The sequence below is a fragment of the Mesorhizobium sp. P2_B11 genome (genome assembly GCF_056404855.1).
Genome location: NZ_JBFUDF010000001.1, coordinates 242,646 through 259,020 on the forward strand (window position 1 = coordinate 242,646; position 16,375 = coordinate 259,020).

A 16,375-nucleotide genomic window follows, 5' to 3' on the forward strand; every position below is an offset into this window, starting at 1 on the left:
TGGCGGCTGGCGCACGGTGTCTCTTGCGCCACGATTGTGACGTTCGATCTTCAGGGAGATGACGACAGATGGATTTCGACCTTGTTGTGCGCGGCGGAACGCTGCCCGATGGCACCGTCGCCGATCTCGGCATTGTCGGCGAGACGATCGTCGCCATCGAGCCCGAACTGCATGTCAGCGCCGGCTCGGCGATCGATGCCCACGGCAATTTGATCTCGCCGCCCTTCGTCGATCCGCATTTCCATATGGACGCCACGCTGTCCTACGGCATTCCGCGCATCAATGCCTCGGGCACGCTGCTTGAGGGTATCTCGCTATGGGGCGAGCTGAAGCCGCTTTTGACGCATGAAGCGGTGCGCGAGCGCGCGCTCGCCTATTGCGACTGGGCGGTATCAATGGGCCTGCTTGCCATCCGTACCCATGTCGATGTCTGCGACGACCGTTTGCTCGCGGTCGAGGCGCTGCTCGACGTCAAGAAGATTGTCGCGCCCTATATCGACCTGCAACTGGTCGCCTTCCCGCAGGACGGATTCTACCGCTCGCCGACGGCGCGGCAGAACACGCTGCGCGCGCTCGACATGGGTGTCGACATCGTTGGCGGCATTCCGCATTTCGAACGCACCATGGCCGACGGCACCCGCTCCGTCACCGAACTGTGCGAAATAGCGGCAAAGCGCGGGCTGATGGTCGACCTGCACTGCGATGAGACCGACGATCCGCTGTCGCGCCACATCGAACAGCTTGCCTATGAGACGCAGCGCCTAGGCCTGCAGGGCAAGGTGGCGGGGTCGCACCTTACCTCGATGCATTCGATGGACAATTATTACGTCTCCAAGCTCTTGCCGCTGATTGCCGAGGCCGGGGTGTCGGCGATCCCCAATCCGCTGATCAACATCATGCTGCAGGGTCGCCACGATACGTTTCCCAAGCGCCGCGGCCTGACCCGGGTGAAAGAAATGCTTGCGCTCGGCATCCGTGTCGGCTGGGGCCAGGATTGCGTGCTCGACCCCTGGTATTCGCTGGGCACCGCCGACATGCTTGACGTCGCCTTCATGGGCCTGCACGTTGCGCAGATGTCGAGCCCGGCCGACATGGCGCGCTGCTTCGACATGGTCACCAATGTCAACGCCGCCATCATGGGTCTCGATCATCTCGGTCTTGCCGTGGGCAAGCGGGCCAGCTTCGTCATCCTCGACGCCGGCAACCCGATCGAAGCCTTGCGCCTGCGCGCCGAACGGCTGTGCGTCGTCGCCAGGGGCAAGGTGGTGGCCGAGCGCACGAAACAGGAGACACGGCTGTCGATTGCCGGCCGACCGCGCGAGGTCAACCGGCGGCACAACGCCGCCGGTGCTCTGTCATAGGCAGGGCTTGATCTGGTCAGGCAGCAACAGCCGGCGGTTTCTTGGTCCGGACGCAAGCACAGACCCAGATGGTCGTCTTCACGCCATCCTCCTCGCTCGATCCCTGTTCGACGGGAAGACATTCGCTACCTTCGCCGCAACCGAGCGTGAAGCAGTCGAAGCGTTCCTCGCCATTGTGCTTCTTCTCGATAAAGATGTTGCAGCCTTCCGGCTGGTCGTTGCAGCCGCACCAGGTGATTGTCGTGCCGTGATGGTCTTTGCGCGACTGCTTCTTGCACTTGCCGTCCGTGCACTTGCCATGACAGGTCAGCTTCAGCGTCACCTTCTTGCCGCGCCGCGTTTCGATGACCGCGCCGTAGCAGTGCTTTTTCTTCTCGGGAATGCGTTTCTGCGTTTGCATTGCACCCTCCATAGGGGCGCGAGGGCAATCGAAGACAATCCTGATGTCACCCCGGCCCGCTGGCAGCATCCGGCATGTTGCATTAGCGGTCTGTGAAATACATCTCTCGGCGCCAGTTGCGTTCAATTCAGGCCCAACAGGCCGTTGCATCTGCATCAAGGTCGCATGCTTCGTCCGGCCACAATTAAATCTACAGTAAGCCTCCACTTTTTGTTCGAGGAGGATGGCATGTGGCAAAAGACAGTGATGGCGCTGGCATTGGCGGCGGCTTGCGCGGGCTGTACCACAGTGGAGGACCGCCGCGCCGCCGATGAGGCGAAATGCCGGTCCTATGGCTTCACCAAGAAGAACGACGCCTTTGCCGAGTGCCTGCAACGCATCGATCTCGACCGGCGCGCCGAACTCAGAAGCGTTTCGGCTTTCGATCCCTGGGCCAGGCCGATCATCTATCGCCCGATCATCATCCGGCCGCGGCCAAAATAGCCCGAGAGGCATATCTACAGCGGATTTCCGCCGCTGGTCTTACCGATTGCCCTCGCAAAAGCAGCCGCTTGCGGTTAGGGAGCCGCATGGCCCAGTCGCTTGCCCGCAACTTTACGATCAGGAACCTGCTTCTGGCCGGCATTCTCCTGATGCTGGCCGGCGACTTCATGTTCGCGTTGAACGACGCGATGGGCAAATGGCTGGTCGCAAGCTTCTCCGTCGGCCAGGTGGTGCTGATCCGCTCGATCGGCGCCTTCATCGTGCTCGGGCCGATGATCGCCAATCAAGGCGCGGGCAAGCTGTTCCAGATGGAGCGGCCAATCCTCCAGCTTCTGCGCGTTCTGGCGACGACGGTCGATACCGCTTTGTTCTATGCCGCCGTCGTCTATCTGCCGCTCGCCGATGTGATGAGCTTCTACATGGCCGGGCCGATCTATGTGGCCGCACTGTCGCATTTCCTGCTCGGCGAAAAGGTCGGCTGGCGCCGCTGGGCTGCCATCCTGGTCGGCTTCTGCGGCGTGCTGATCATCTTGAAGCCCTCTTCGGCGGCGTTTTCGCAGTCCTCGCTCTTCGCGCTGGTCGGCAGCATTGCCTTCGCCTTCGCCATCATTCTCAGCCGTCGCCTGCGCGGCACCAGCGACACCACGCTGGTCACCTGGCAGACCATCGGCACACTGCTGGTCGGCGCCGTGATGACCATCGGCGCCTGGAAGACCCCTTCGGCGCTCGATTTCGGCGCCATGCTCCTGCTCGGCATCGTCTCCTGCAGCGCCCATCTGATGATCACGAGAGCGCTGAAACTGGCGCCTGCCTCGACGCTGGCGCCGCTGCATTACAGCCTGCTTCTATGGGCCGTGATCTTCGGCCTGGCCTTCTTCGGCGACGTGCCCGGACCGCGCATCCTGATCGGCTCGGCCATCGTCGTTCTCGCCGGCCTGTTCATCTTCCACCGCCAGAAGGTGGTCGAGACGGTGGTGCCGCCGGAGAACGTGCCGAAAGGCGTGAACTAACCCTTGCGCACAGCCGCCAGGTGCCTTGAAAACTCCGGCGTTTCCATCAGCGCCTTGCAGCGGGCGAAACGGCCGTCTGCATAGGCGCGGAAATCTTCGACCGGATTGTTGTTGGCAAGCTGGATCAATCCCCACAGCGTCCACAACAGGTCGCACATCGCCTTGTAGATGACGATACGGCCGCGTTCGGCCGGCTTTGCCTCGCCGCCGAAATAGGCGCGCATCATCTCTTCCTCTTGCGCTGTGTCGAACCTGCCTTCGACCGAGAGGTCGCCGAGATCCCAGAGCGGATCGTTCATCCCGGAATATTCCCAGTCGACGATCCACATCCGCTCGCCCGTATCGAGAAAATTCTCGCACAGCGGATCACAATGGCATGCGGCAATCGGCAAAGGGTGGGCGGCAAGCGCCGCCCGCACGGCGTCGGATTCGCGCACAACATCGTGGTAGCCGGGCGGCAAGGCCACGTCCTTGGTCGACAAAACCTTGAGATAGTCGTCGATCATCGCAAACAGCTCGAAGCGGAACGGAAACACCGCGCCGGACGAATGCAGCTTGCGGAAGGCTTCTCCGGCGCGGGCCGGGCTGCCGGCCCGAAGCTTGAACTTCTCCGGCGACATCGTCTCGGCACCGGCGACAAAGCGGCTCGCCAGCACGCCCGTCTTGGGGTCGACATGCAGCACTTCGGGACTGACGCCCGCTTTGGCCGCCTCGCTTGCCGCCACCGCTTCGTTGGCGCGGTTGATGTACTCCTCGGTGCCTTTGCCGGGGATGCGAAGGCAGATATCGCCGGCCCGGAAGACGAGATTGGTCATCCCGCCCAGCCGCTCCAGCGGTCCGTCATAGCCGGCCAGTGCCGGAATCGCGGCAAGTGTTGCGCGTGCCTCGTCCATCCCCATGCCTGTTGCCCCTGGCGTGTTATTTCTTTCGATAACGGTTCCACAGTTTTCGCCGTTTGGCTATCATCGGTTCGAGGGTGAGCATCGAGCTGGCGGAGAAACAGCGATGGCGGGAAACAAGGATCATGGCGGGCTCGGCGCCGCCTATGCGGCGCAACGGCCCGAGGACGTGGCCGCGATCTATGACAACTGGTCGGAAACCTACGATGCCGACATGTCGGCCGCCGGCTACCGCCACCCGACAATCTGCCTGGCTCTGCTCGCCCGCCATTTGCCGCGTGGTGCCGCCCCGCTGCTCGATGCCGGCGCCGGCACCGGGCTGATCGGCGAATGGCTGGCCATTACCGGCTACCCCAAGGTTGAGGCGCTCGACATTTCGCAGGGCATGCTGGCCAAGGCGGCGGCAAAGGGTGTCTATTCGGCGCTGCATTGCCTGGCGCTCGGCGGCCCGCTGCCTTTTGCCGACAATGCCTATGCCGGCATCGTTTCGGCCGGCGTCTTCACCTCCGGCCATGTCGGCGCCGAGGGGCTGGACGAACTGATCCGCATCTGCCGGCCGGGCGGCGTCATCGTGCTGACGGTCAAGAACACGCTGTGGAACGCCGGCTTTGCCGAACGCATCGCAGCACTGGAAGCCGAGGGCAGGATCGTTCGCGCCGAGGAGACAGCGCCCTATATCTCGATGCCTGGCGAAGCCGACACGGTCCCAAGCCGCGGTCTTGTGTTGCGCGTGAGCTGAATCTCACCCGACGCGCGTTAAGGTGTGTTGAGATTCAGGTCAGGCTGAGTCGAAAATGGTCGATAACGAGAACCGGAGCGGAGCGTACTGAATGTACGCGAGCACCGGAAGCGGAGGTATCGGCCATTTGCAGGCCGGCCTCACCTGAATATCGGCACACCTTAAGCTTTGATCCTGCTCATCGACGGATCATACATCGGCTCGAGATGGATCTTGGCCGGCGTCCGTTCCATCGCCACCACCAGCTCATAGTCGCCTGAGCTGAGGAAGTCGTCGCTGACACCGTCGGCATTGCGCACATAGCCATAGCCGATGTTCTTAGCCAGCGTGTAGCCATAGCCGCCGCTGGTGAGATAGCCGACTGGCTCGCCATTGCGCAGAATCGTCTCACGCCCGACCAGCACGATACCGGGATCGTCGACCGTGAAGCCGGCAAAGCGTTTCTTTAGGTCGGCGCCGCTGGTCTTTTCCAGCGCCCTGCGACCGACGAAATCGGTGTTTTTTCTCAGCTTCACTGCCCATCCGAGGCCGGCCTCCTTCGGTGTGTCGTTGGGCGTTATGTCGGAGCCCCAGGCGCGATAGCCCTTCTCCAGCCGCAACGATTCCAGCGCCCGATAGCCGATCGGGCGGATGTCGTGTTTCGCGCCGGCCGCCATCAGCGCATCGAAGATCTCGCCGGTCGCCGCGATCGGCACATGCAGTTCCCAGCCGAGCTCGCCGACATAGGTGACGCGCAACGCCCGAACCGTATGGCCGGCGATCCCGATCTCGCGCGCATGGCCGAACGGGAAGGCGGCATTCGAGACATCCGCCTCCGTGACCGCTGCCAGCACGTCGCGGGCCCGCGGGCCCATCAACGACAGCGTGCCGAAATCCTCGGTGACGTCCTTCAGCGTCACGTCGAGATCCTTGTCGACATGGTCGCCGATCCAGGAGAGATCGTGCGTGCGGAAGCCGGTGCCGGTAACGATGTAGAATTTGTCCTCGGCGAGACTGGCCACGGTCAGGTCGGCTTCGATGCCGCCGCGCGTGTTGAGAAGCTGCGTGTAGGTCAGCCGTCCCACCGGCTTGGCGACATCGTTGGCGCAGATCCAGTCCAGCGCCTTCGGTGCATCCGCACCTGTCATCTCGTATTTGGCAAAGGAGGACTGGTCGAAGATGCCGACCTTTTCGCGCACATGCCGGTGCTCATCGCCGACGGCTGAGAACCAGTTCTGCCGGCCCATCGAATAGATGTCTTCAGGCTTGGTGCCCTCGGGCGCAAACCAGTTCGGCCGCTCCCAGCCGAGCTTGGAGCCGAAGACGGCGCGGTGAAGCTTCAGCCGGTCATAGAGTGGCGAGACGATGCGCGGCCGGCCCGAGACATACTCCTCGTGCGGAAAGCCTATCGTATAGTGCTTGCCATAGGCTTCCAGCGTGCGGTCGCTGACCCATTGCCGGTCGCGGTGCAGGCCGGAAAAGCGCCTGATGTCGACCACCCAGAGGTCGAGTGGCGCCTCGCCGTCGACCACCCATTGCGCCAGCACCCAGCCGGCGCCGCCGCCCGACGCGATGCCGAAGGCGTTGAAGCCGGCTCCGACGAACATGTTGGCGCATTCCGGCGCCACGCCGAGGATGAAATTGCCGTCCGGCGTAAAACTCTCCGGTCCGTTGATCATCTGCTTGACGCCGGCCCGCTCCAGCGCCGGCACCCGCGCGATCGCCTGGCTCATATGCTGTTCGAAATGATCGTAATCGTCGTCGAACAGGCGGAACTCCCACTCGTCGGGCACATCGCCGCCGGGCAGGCCGGTGGCCCAGGCCTGCGGGTTCGGCTCATAGCCGCCCATCACCAGCCCGCCGACCTCTTCCTTGAAATAGGTGCGGCGGTCGGGGTCGCGGATGGTCGGCGCGTCGGTCGCCAGCCCTTCGATCTTTTCGGTGATGATGTATTGGTGCTTGACCGGCTGCAGCGGCACCGAAATGCCGGCCATGGCGCCGACCTGGCGCGCCCATTGCCCGGCGCAGTTCACCACCTTGTCGCAGGCTATGTCGCCCTTGTTGGTCTTTACCGCGGTGATGCGCCCGTTCTTCATGTCGAAGCCGGTGACGCGGACATCCTCGAACAGTTTCGCGCCATGCATGCGCGCGCCCTTGGCCAGCGACTGCGTGATGTCGGAGGGGCTGGCCTGGCCATCGGTCGGCAACCAGGATGCGCCGACGAGATCGCTGGTCTCCAGGAGCGGCCACATCTTTTTGACCTCGGCCGGCGACAGCAACTGCATGTCCATGCCGAAGCTTTTTGCCGTCGTCGCCAGCCTTTTGTATTCGGTCCAGCGGTCGGCATTGGTGGCGAGCCTGAGGCACCCGGTCATCTTCCAGCCGGTGGCGAGCCCGGTTTCGGCCTCCAACCCCTTGTAGAGCTCGACCGAATATTTGAGCACGCGGGTGATCGAGGCCGACGAGCGCAACTGGCCGACCAGCCCGGCCGCATGCCAGGTCGAGCCGGAGGTCAATTTGCCCTGCTCCAGCAGCACGACATCGGCCTTGTGGTCGCGCGCCAGATGATAGGCTGTCGAACAGCCGATAATGCCACCGCCGATGACGACGATGCCGGCTTGGCTGGGCAAGGTCATGGCTGTGTCCCGTATTTCGTGCGGTAATTGTCGAGCGCCGCGTCGAGCCGCGTCAGGTTTTCTGCGGTGTAGGCGATGTAGTCGATCCCAGGCGCATCGAGATAAAGCTCGGAAACCATGCTCCACATCGCCTCGCGCAGCAGCGACGCGCATTGCATGGCGGCGTGCGAGCGGCGGATCGCCTCATCCGGCTCGCGCATGAAATAGGCGGTGAGGAAGGCAAAGGACTCGGCGTCGCTCATCTCGGCATTGGAGGCAACGCCGGCGAGATCGAACATCGCGGTGTTGAAGCCGGCATATTCGAAGTCGATCAGCCACAGCCTTTTGCCATCGTCAAGAATATTTGCCGGCAAAAGATCATTGTGGCCGAACACGATCGGCAGCAGTTTCTGCGCCCGTTCGAGTTCATCGGCCAGCGCCAGCAGCCGTGGCAGCTCGTCGCGCTTGCGGCTGCCGCCTTCGCTCAGTGTGCGCGCATAGTCGCGGATGACATGGAAGACCCAGAACATGAAGCCGGCGCCGGAAATGTGATTTGGCATCTCGCGATGGAACCCGCGCATCAGCGCGGCCACGCGGCCGATATTGGCGCGCACGTCTTCGGCGACATAGGTTTTGGCGCCGAGAAACTCGGTCACCATGATGCCGGGTTCGGAATGGTGGACCGCCGGCGCGAACCCTGCGGCGTGCGCCGCGCGGGCCGTCATCACCTCACGGTCGCGAAAGACGTGGTGGAACGGATAGTCCTGGCCGAAGCGCACGACGTGCCGCCCGGCCGCGTCCTTGACCAGATAGTTTGCGTTGCTGAGGCCGCCCGGCAGCGGCGCAATGTCGACGCTGCCGTTCCAGCAGGGCAAGGCCCGGATGCGATCTTCAGCAGTCACGGGCCACCCCTGATTTGGCGGAGACACGACAAGGCGGAGGGAATAGCGCAATCAGGGCTGGGGAAACGCAAAAACCTCGTCGGTGCGAGCCGCGGGAACTTCTGTCCAGCGCCGCACCGACGAGCCCCTTTGGCCAGGCTTTGATACCCGGTCTCCGCCCCCGCGGATTCGAAAAACCTTTGTGCCAGATCAATCCCAGACGGTCTGGCCAGACGGTCCGGTCCGTGAATTGCGGCTCTGCCATCACCCTCCCGTGGCAGTTCCGAAGCCTGTCACACCATCAATGTCATGCCAGTGCCGCCCGGGTGTCAATCAAATGTTGTGACTTTTTTTGGGTGTTTTGCCCGAAACCACCTCCAATTCCTTTAAAAACGTCTGTATTGCCTTAGAACCGGTCATCGCAGCAAATCCGGGAAGCCACATGATCCATTCGAAACGGCATGGCGAAATCCTCCGTCTCCTGAAGGAAGAGGGCACCGTCACCATTGCCAGCCTGGCCGATCGGCTGGGGGTCTCGCTTGAAACCGTGCGCCGTGACGTCAAGCCGCTCACCGGCAATGGCTCGGTGCTGAAGATGCATGGCGCCATCGGCCTGCCGTCGATGACCGGCGAAGCGCCGTTCGAGCGGCGCATGCGCGACAATGCCGAGGCCAAGCGGCTGATCGCCCGCATGGTTGCCGCCACCATCCGCGACGGCGAATCCGTGATGCTGGATACCGGCACCACGACATCGTTCCTGGCGCGCGAACTGCTCGGCCACCGGCGGCTGACGGTGGTCACCAACTCGTCCGACATCGCCCGCACGCTGGCCACCGTCAATGGCAACAAGGTCTATATGGCTGGCGGCGAGCTGCGCAGCGATTCCGGTGCAGCCTTCGGCGCCACGGCGATCGACTTTGTCAGCCGCTTCTCGGTCAGCCATGCGGTGATTTCCATCGGTGCTGTCGATGCCGCCGCAGGCCTTGCGGACTATGATCTGGACGAGGCGGAGTTCGCCCGCATGGTGCTGTCGCGCGGCCAGCGTTCCTTGGTCATCACCGACCACACCAAATTCGGCCGCCAGGGGCTGGTCCAGGTCTGCGGCTTCGACGGCTTTTCCGAACTCGCCACAGACCAGCCGCCGCCGCGCGACATCGCCGCTGCCCTGGCGGAGGCTGGTGCACGCCTCAGCATCGCAGCCGCTTAGCGAATTCTGATCCCCCGAGCACCGGAGAGCGGAGCGCGACAAAATCTTTCGCTCAAGCTGCGCCTCGCAATGTTCATGCAATCCGGTCGCCGCAAACAGCGACTCATCGAAACGCGGACCCAAGTGAATCGCCCGCATCAGCAGTGAGGTCACCATGCCCGCAAATGACGCCTTGTCTTTCCTCATGGCCTGGACACTGGCGCCGCTCCGGCTCGGCGCCGTTACCCCCTCCAGGTCCAGCCTTGCGGCCCTGATCACACGTGAGATCGGCCCCGAGACCGGTCCGGTGCTGGAGCTTGGACCCGGCACCGGTCCGTTTACCCGGACACTGCTGGAGCGTGGTGTCAGGGAGCAGGATTTAATCCTGATAGAAGCCGACCCAGACTTTGCCTCGCTGCTAGCGCGCCGCTTCCCCGCCGCGCGCATTTTCGAAATGGATGCGGTGGGTCTGCGCCATCCGCCGCTGTGCGACGGCCCGGTGGCTGGCGCCGCCATCAGCAGTCTGCCGTTTCGGTTGATGTCACCGCGCAAGGCTTTCGCTATACTGGAAGTCGTGTTCGACGCTCTGCGGCCGGGCGCGGCCCTCTACCAATACACATTGGGCGGCCGCTGCCCTTTCGACCAGACATTGCTCGACAGGCTCGACCTGGAAGCGACCCGGCTTGGCCGGATCTTCCGCAATTTCCCGCCGGCGACGGTGTATAAGGTGTCCAGGATCAAGAATCTCAAAACCTATGACTGGCGCTTCTCATGACCGATCCGCTGTCGGCGATCCTCGGCTTCGGCCTGCTCGGCGTCGCCTGCCTCGCCTTTACCGAGAAGATCCTGCCGTTGCCGCCCTCGCATGTTCTGCTGCTCTTTCTCGGCATGACGGCAGCGCCTGATCTATCGAGGCTGGCGGTCCTGCTCCTGGTGACGACGCTGTCCGCCATCACAGGCTGCCTTGTCTGGTATTCCGTGGGACGCAGGATTGGACCCGATCGTGCCGACAGGTTGGTCGAGCGTTTCGGCAAATATGTCTGCCTGCGCTATGCGACCTACAGCAGGCTTGCCGAGGCCTATCGCCGCCATCATGTCCGGGTCTCCTTGCTGGCGCAGTTCATCCCGACGGTGCGCAACTATCTGCCGATCGCCGCCGGCGCGCTGTGTCTGCCGCCCTTGCCCTTCGCGGCGGCGACGCTGCTCGGCGCCACGCTTTGGAACACCGGATTTCTCATCACCGGCTATCTCATGCGCGGCAGCGGCCGGGATTCCTATGCCATCGGTTTTCGCATCATCGTCATCGTCGTGGCGCTGGAAGCGACCTTCATGCTTACCTTGCGTTATGGTCCGGAGTGGCGGCGGCGCATCAGGCTGTTGTTCGGCTGAGCGGGCCGCGCCAGCTAGCCTGCCAGGGATAAGCCAGCCGCCGGCTTTCCTTCCCTGCCGTGCCGGTGTCTAATGCATGTCGCTCAAAAGTGGTCCCGGTTTTGAGAGAACGACATGCATCGAAACAAAGATCTAAAGCGCGTCGCATGAATCCGTTTCAGCGCGACGCGCTTTAGTCCGGCCATGGCCTTCACCATCCGCCAGCTGCAGTTCTTCATTGCCGTCGCCGAGCAAGGCACGGTGTCGGGCGCCGCGCAAAATCTTTCCATCTCGCAATCCTCGGTCACCGAGGCGATCAAGGAGCTGGAAAGCGATCTCGGCGTCGAACTGTTCGAGCGCCATCCGCGCGGCCTCAACATCACCCACAAAGGCCACCAGTTTCTGCGCCATGCCACCAAGATTCTGGCTGACGTCTCCGACGCGCGCCGCGCTTTCTCCGACGACCAGGTGGTGGCCGGCGGCCGCCTGCAGCTCGGCGTCACCTCGCTGGTCGCCGGCTATGTGCTGTCCGATCTTCTGGCGCGCTACCGCCGCGCCTATCCCGGCGTCGATGTCTCGGCCATCGAGGACAATGGCGACTATCTCGAGCACCTGCTGATCGGCGGCAAGCTCGACATCGCCGTCATGGTCACCTCGAACCTGCGCGACCGTACGGCGCTGCAGTCGGAAATCCTCGAAGTCTCGGCCTACCGGCTGTGGGTGCCGCTCAGCCACAAACTGGCCAGCGCCGACATTATCGGAATTGGCGATATCGCCGGCGAACCGCTGATCATGCTCACCGTCGACGAGATCGAGGAAAGCACCGGCAAGCTTCTGGCCGCGATCGGCGCGAAGCCCTATGTCGCCTTCCGCACCCGCTCGGTGGAAGCGGTGCGCAGCCTGGTCGCCACAGGTGCGGGCGTGGCGCTGCTGCCCGATCTTGTCTACCGGCCATGGTCGCTGGAAGGCGACCGCATCGAATCGCGTGATATCTCAGGCACTTTACCGGTGGTCCAGGTCGGCATGGTCTGGCGTCGCGGCTCCGGCCTGCCGCAGGCGGCGCGCGACTTCATCGGCCTCGCCCAGTCGCAGCGCACGGTACGCCAGCAGCGCTGACACCGTGTCACTTTTGAGCGACATGCATTCGGTATCTATCTATCGGAAAAACCGATATCGTGTTTCTGATAAATGAATTTGCGAAACCGGAATTTTCCAAGCACTTTTCATTCAGGGACCGAACCGCCGCCAGAGCGGTAAGCGTCCATCGGACGAACTGACGCTTTTCAGCCTGCGGCTGACCGCAGCGAAGACCGGCTTCGCAGTCAGGCGCCAAAATGGGAGATTGACGATGAATTCATTTCTGAAGACGTGCACGGCTTTGACGGTCGCGCTGACCTTTTCCGGTCAGGCCGTTGCCCAGGTCAAGGAGCTTGGCAAGGGCGAAGGCGAGGTCAGCATCGTTGCCTGGCCGGGCTATATCGAGCGCGGCGAAACCGACAAGGGCTATGACTGGGTGACCTCCTTCGAGAAGGAGAGCGGCTGCAAGGTCAACGTCAAGACCGCCAACACGTCCGACGAGATGGTCTCGCTGATGAATGAGGGCGGCTTCGATCTCGTCACCGCCTCGGGTGACGCCTCGCTGCGCCTCGTCGCCGGCAAGCGCGTGCAGCCGATCAACACCGATCTCATCCCAAGCTGGAAGAGCGTCGACGACCGCCTCAAGGATGCACCCTGGTTCACCGTCGACAAGGTGCATTACGGCGTCCCCTATCAGTGGGGCCCGAACGTGCTGATGTACAACACCGATGTGTTCAAGGAAGCGCCCAAGAGCTGGAACATCGTCTTCGAGGAAATGAATCTGCCGGACGGCAAGTCCAACAAGGGCCGCGTCCAGGCCTATGACGGCCCGATCCATATCGCCGATGCCGCCAACTATCTGATGTTCCACAAGCCGGAGCTAGGCATCAAGGATCCTTACGAGCTTAGCGAGGACCAGTACAAGGCGGCGCTCGACCTGCTGCGCGTCCAGCGCACGCTGGTCGGCCGCTACTGGCATGACGCCGCCATCCAGGTCGACGACTTCCAGAACGAAGGCGTCGTCGCCTCGGGTTCGTGGCCCTACCAGGTCAACACGCTGGTCGCCGCCAAGAAGCCGGTCGCCTCGACCGTGCCGGAAGAAGGCGTCACCGGCTGGGCCGACACCACCATGATGGAGGCCGACGCCGCGCACCCGAACTGCGCCTATATGTGGCTCGAGCATTCGCTGTCGCCCAAGGTCCAGGGCGACGTCTCGGCCTGGTTCGGTTCGCTGCCGGTCGTCCCCGCCGCCTGCAAGGGCAACGAGCTTCTGACCGACGAAGGCTGCAAGACCAACGGCTACGACAATTTCGACAAGATCAAGTTCTGGAAGACGCCGGTGTCGAAATGCGCCAGCCAGAACAACCAGTGCGTGCCCTATTACCGCTGGGTGTCTGACTATATCGGCGTCATCGGCGGGCGGTAATCGCTCCTACCCTCCCCCTCGTGGGGAGGGTCGACGCGCAGCGTCGGGGTGGGGGTTGCGGCGGTTCGTGCCAAGCCACCCCCACCCGCGGCTTCGCCGCGACCTCCCCCATCGAGGGGGAGGTAGGGCGGCGCGCGACATCAACACATCAAACCTGCAACAGACTGGCAGCCCATGACCTCGGCCGTTTCCTTCCAGAAAGTGTCTCGCCATTTCGGCAGCGTGCGCGCCGTCGATGCGGTCGATCTCGACATCGTGCCGGGCGAGTTTTTCGCCATGCTCGGTCCGTCCGGTTCCGGCAAGACCACGTGCCTGCGCCTCATTGCCGGCTTCGAGCAGCCGACCTCGGGCTCGATCTCTATCTTCGGCGAGCGTGCCGAGGGCGTGCCGCCCTATCGCCGCAACGTCAACACCGTGTTCCAGGACTACGCGTTGTTCCCGCATCTGAACGTGCTCGACAACGTCGCCTACGGGCTGATGGTCAAGGGCGTCGGCAAGGCTGAACGGCATAAGGCTGCGGAAGAGGCGCTGTCGCTGGTGCGGCTTCCCGGCTATGGCGCCCGCCGTCCCGGCCAGCTCTCCGGCGGCCAGCGCCAGCGCGTCGCGCTTGCCCGTGCGCTGGTCAACCAGCCCAAGGTGCTGCTGCTCGACGAGCCGCTCGGCGCGCTCGACCTCAAATTGCGCGAGAACATGCAGGAAGAGCTGAAGTCGCTGCAAAAGGCGCTCGGAATCACCTTCGTCTTTGTCACCCATGACCAGGGCGAAGCGCTGTCAATGGCAGACCGCGTCGCCGTCTTCAATGACGGCAAGATCATGCAGATCGGCACGCCGGAAGACATCTACCAGCGGCCGAAGACCCGCTTCGTCGCCGATTTCGTCGGCTCGTCCAACGTGCTGCCGCCGGATTTCGTCCAGCGTTACTCCGGCCAGCACCGATGGGGCAGCTTGCGCCCTGAATCCATTCGAATAGGCCGCGCTGCGAAAGGCGATGGAGTTGCCGCGCGCCTGGTCGGAACCAACTATCTCGGCGCCACCACAAGACTGGCGCTCGACGCCGATGGCTTGAGGCTGCACGCCATCGTGCCGGCCGGCACAAAACTGCCGGCGGAAGGCGAAGCGGTGGTGCTCACCTTCAACCGCGAGCATCTGCATCTGATGGATGAGCCGGCATGAGCCTCGACGCCGCCATGCCGCGCGCCACCGCACCCGCCATCCTGCCGGGCAGTGGCGGCATTCGCGGTGCGCTGTCCGACCTGTTCTGGCGCCGGCCGCAATTGCTGCTCTTCCTCATGCTGGCGCCGCCGGTTCTATGGCTGGGGGTTGTCTATATCGGCTCGCTGTTCGCGTTGCTGGCGCAGAGCTTTTTCTCGATCGACGAATTCTCCGGCCTCATCAACCATGAGTTCACACTGAAGACCTATGGCGACCTGTTCCAGGCCGCCAATCTCGACATCATCCTGCGCACGGTGACGATGGCGGCCCTGGTCACGCTGGCGTCGGCCGTCATCGCCTTCCCAATCGCCTACTATGCTGCGCGCTATGCGCGCGGCCGCTGGAAGGCGCTGTTCTATCTCGGCGTCATGTTGCCGCTGTGGTCGAGCTACCTGGTCAAGATCTATGCCTGGAAGCTGATCCTCGCCAAGGAAGGCATTCTGACCTGGCTGCTCGCCAAGCTGCATCTGCTCTGGGTGCTCGATGGCTGGCTGTCGCTGCCGGTCGTCGGCGGCAACTCGCTGTCGGTCTCGGCCACCGGCACTTTCATCGCCTTCGTCTATGTCTGGCTGCCCTTCATGATCCTGCCGGTGCAGGCGGCATTGGAGCGCGTGCCCGGCAATCTGGTCGAGGCGTCCTCCGATCTCGGGGCATCGCCGGGCCAGACCTTCCGCAACGTGCTGTTCCCGCTAGCGCTGCCCGGCATCGTCGCCGGCTCGATCTTCACCTTCTCGCTGACGCTGGGGGACTACATCATCCCGCAGATCATCGGCACATCCAGGCTCTTCATCGGCCAGGCCGTTTATTCGCAGCAGGGCACCGCCGGCAACATCCCGCTCGCGGCCGCCTTCACCGTGGTGCCCATCGTCATCATGGGCTTCTACCTCTGGGGTGCCAAGCGCATGGGGGCCTTCGATGCGCTCTGACGGTTCGCAATCCGCCCCGCTCGGCCTGAAAATCGCAGCCGCTTGCGGCCTGCTGTTCCTGCATCTGCCGATCCTGCTGATTTTCGTCTACGCCTTCACCACGGAGGAAAAGAGCTTCGTCTGGCCGCCGCCGGGGCTGACCACGCAATGGTTCGCCGTCACCTGGAACCGGCCGGATGTGTGGGAAGCGCTGTCGCTCTCGGTCCGCGTCGCCGCCATCTCGACGGCGATTGCCTTGATCCTGGGCACGCTATGTGCCGCTGCCGTGTCGCGGACGAAATTCTTTGGCCGTGAGACCATCTCGCTGCTCGTCATCCTGCCGATCGCGCTGCCCGGCATCATCACCGGCATTGCGCTGCGCTCGGCCTTCTCGCTCGCCGACATACCGTTCTCGTTCTGGACGATCGTGCTCGGCCACGCCACCTTCTGCGTGGTCGTCGTCTACAACAACGCGGTTGCCCGCTTCCGCCGCACCTCGGGCTCGATGATCGAGGCTTCGATGGATCTCGGCGCCGATGGTTTCCAGACCTTCCGGCATGTCGTGCTGCCCAACATCGCAACCGCGCTGCTCGCCGGCGGCATGCTCGCCTTCGCGCTCTCGTTCGACGAGGTCATCGTCACCACCTTCACCGCCGGCCAGCAGCAGACCGTGCCGATCTGGATGCTGGAAGAGTTGATCCGCCCGCGCCAGCGTCCGGTCACCAATGTCGTCGCCATGGTCGTGGTGCTGGTAACGCTGCTGCCCATCCTGTTTGCCTACTACCTGACCCGCGACGGCGACCAGATCGCCGGTTCCGGCAAATAATCCAATCG

At 63.3% G+C, this 16,375-nt stretch carries 16 protein-coding genes; 12 read left to right on the forward strand and 4 right to left on the reverse strand.

Translation table 11 applies throughout. The annotated features are described in order from the left end of the window. Positions 1–68 precede the first annotated feature (68 nt). On the forward strand, positions 69–1,361 hold the full coding sequence (locus AC1DYJ_RS01075) for an amidohydrolase family protein (protein WP_477279207.1): 1,293 nt from the start codon (positions 69–71) through the stop codon (positions 1,359–1,361). A gap of 16 nt (positions 1,362–1,377) precedes the next feature. Here AC1DYJ_RS01075 and AC1DYJ_RS01080 read toward each other — a convergent pair whose 3' ends face one another. Beyond that, positions 1,378–1,761: a hypothetical protein gene (locus AC1DYJ_RS01080; RefSeq protein ID WP_477279209.1), complete on the reverse strand. Its 384-nt coding sequence runs from the start codon at positions 1,759–1,761 to the stop codon at positions 1,378–1,380. 228 nt (positions 1,762–1,989) lie between these two features. On the opposite strand from AC1DYJ_RS01080, the gene AC1DYJ_RS01085 reads away from it, so the two are divergent. Then, complete coding sequence (locus AC1DYJ_RS01085; RefSeq protein WP_477279211.1) at positions 1,990–2,244, forward strand: hypothetical protein; 255 nt, start codon at positions 1,990–1,992, stop codon at positions 2,242–2,244. Between the two features lie 86 nt (positions 2,245–2,330). Continuing rightward, complete coding sequence (locus AC1DYJ_RS01090) at positions 2,331–3,254, forward strand: DMT family transporter (protein ID WP_477279213.1); 924 nt, start codon at positions 2,331–2,333, stop codon at positions 3,252–3,254. On the opposite strand, the gene AC1DYJ_RS01095 is transcribed toward AC1DYJ_RS01090, so the two are convergent. Then, positions 3,251–4,153: a phosphotransferase gene (locus tag AC1DYJ_RS01095; protein ID WP_477279215.1), complete on the reverse strand. Its 903-nt coding sequence runs from the start codon at positions 4,151–4,153 to the stop codon at positions 3,251–3,253. The genes AC1DYJ_RS01090 and AC1DYJ_RS01095 overlap by 4 nt on opposite strands. Positions 4,154–4,259: 106 nt before the next feature. On the opposite strand from AC1DYJ_RS01095, the gene AC1DYJ_RS01100 reads away from it, so the two are divergent. After that, positions 4,260–4,892 (forward strand): class I SAM-dependent DNA methyltransferase, encoded by a 633-nt coding sequence (locus tag AC1DYJ_RS01100; RefSeq protein WP_477279217.1) that lies wholly within the window; start codon positions 4,260–4,262, stop codon positions 4,890–4,892. Positions 4,893–5,053: 161 nt separating this feature from the next. On the opposite strand, the gene AC1DYJ_RS01105 is transcribed toward AC1DYJ_RS01100, so the two are convergent. Then, complete coding sequence (locus tag AC1DYJ_RS01105; protein ID WP_477279219.1) at positions 5,054–7,507, reverse strand: GcvT family protein; 2,454 nt, start codon at positions 7,505–7,507, stop codon at positions 5,054–5,056. After that, a complete protein-coding gene (locus AC1DYJ_RS01110) occupies positions 7,504–8,388 on the reverse strand; it encodes a phosphotransferase (RefSeq protein WP_477279221.1) in 885 nt (294 codons plus the stop codon). Before AC1DYJ_RS01110 ends, AC1DYJ_RS01105 begins: the two co-directional genes overlap by 4 nt. Positions 8,389–8,809: 421 nt before the next feature. Here AC1DYJ_RS01110 and AC1DYJ_RS01115 point away from each other — a divergent pair, with 421 nt between their 5' ends. The 8 genes from AC1DYJ_RS01115 to AC1DYJ_RS01150 all read left to right on the forward strand — a co-directional run bounded on the left by AC1DYJ_RS01115 (position 8,810) and on the right by AC1DYJ_RS01150 (position 16,367). Continuing rightward, positions 8,810–9,574, forward strand: coding sequence for a DeoR/GlpR family DNA-binding transcription regulator (locus tag AC1DYJ_RS01115; RefSeq protein WP_477279223.1), 765 nt, complete (start codon positions 8,810–8,812; stop codon positions 9,572–9,574). A 154-nt stretch (positions 9,575–9,728) separates the two neighbouring features. Further along, on the forward strand, positions 9,729–10,328 hold the full coding sequence (locus tag AC1DYJ_RS01120) for a class I SAM-dependent methyltransferase (RefSeq protein ID WP_477279225.1): 600 nt from the start codon (positions 9,729–9,731) through the stop codon (positions 10,326–10,328). Further along, positions 10,325–10,942, forward strand: coding sequence for a DedA family protein (locus tag AC1DYJ_RS01125; protein WP_477279227.1), 618 nt, complete (start codon positions 10,325–10,327; stop codon positions 10,940–10,942). The genes AC1DYJ_RS01120 and AC1DYJ_RS01125 overlap by 4 nt, the downstream gene beginning before the upstream one ends. Before the next feature lie 183 nt (positions 10,943–11,125). Next, positions 11,126–12,037: a LysR family transcriptional regulator gene (locus AC1DYJ_RS01130; protein ID WP_181056415.1), complete on the forward strand. Its 912-nt coding sequence runs from the start codon at positions 11,126–11,128 to the stop codon at positions 12,035–12,037. Positions 12,038–12,269: 232 nt separating this feature from the next. Continuing rightward, a complete protein-coding gene (locus tag AC1DYJ_RS01135) occupies positions 12,270–13,424 on the forward strand; it encodes an ABC transporter substrate-binding protein (RefSeq protein ID WP_477279229.1) in 1,155 nt (384 codons plus the stop codon). 174 nt (positions 13,425–13,598) lie between these two features. Further along, positions 13,599–14,597, forward strand: coding sequence for an ABC transporter ATP-binding protein (locus AC1DYJ_RS01140; protein WP_477279231.1), 999 nt, complete (start codon positions 13,599–13,601; stop codon positions 14,595–14,597). Continuing rightward, entirely contained in the window at positions 14,594–15,562 is a 969-nt protein-coding gene (locus AC1DYJ_RS01145) for an ABC transporter permease (RefSeq protein ID WP_477279233.1), read from the forward strand. The genes AC1DYJ_RS01140 and AC1DYJ_RS01145 overlap by 4 nt, the downstream gene beginning before the upstream one ends. After that, a complete protein-coding gene (locus tag AC1DYJ_RS01150) occupies positions 15,552–16,367 on the forward strand; it encodes an ABC transporter permease (protein ID WP_477279235.1) in 816 nt (271 codons plus the stop codon). The genes AC1DYJ_RS01145 and AC1DYJ_RS01150 overlap by 11 nt, the downstream gene beginning before the upstream one ends. Positions 16,368–16,375: the final 8 nt, after the last annotated feature.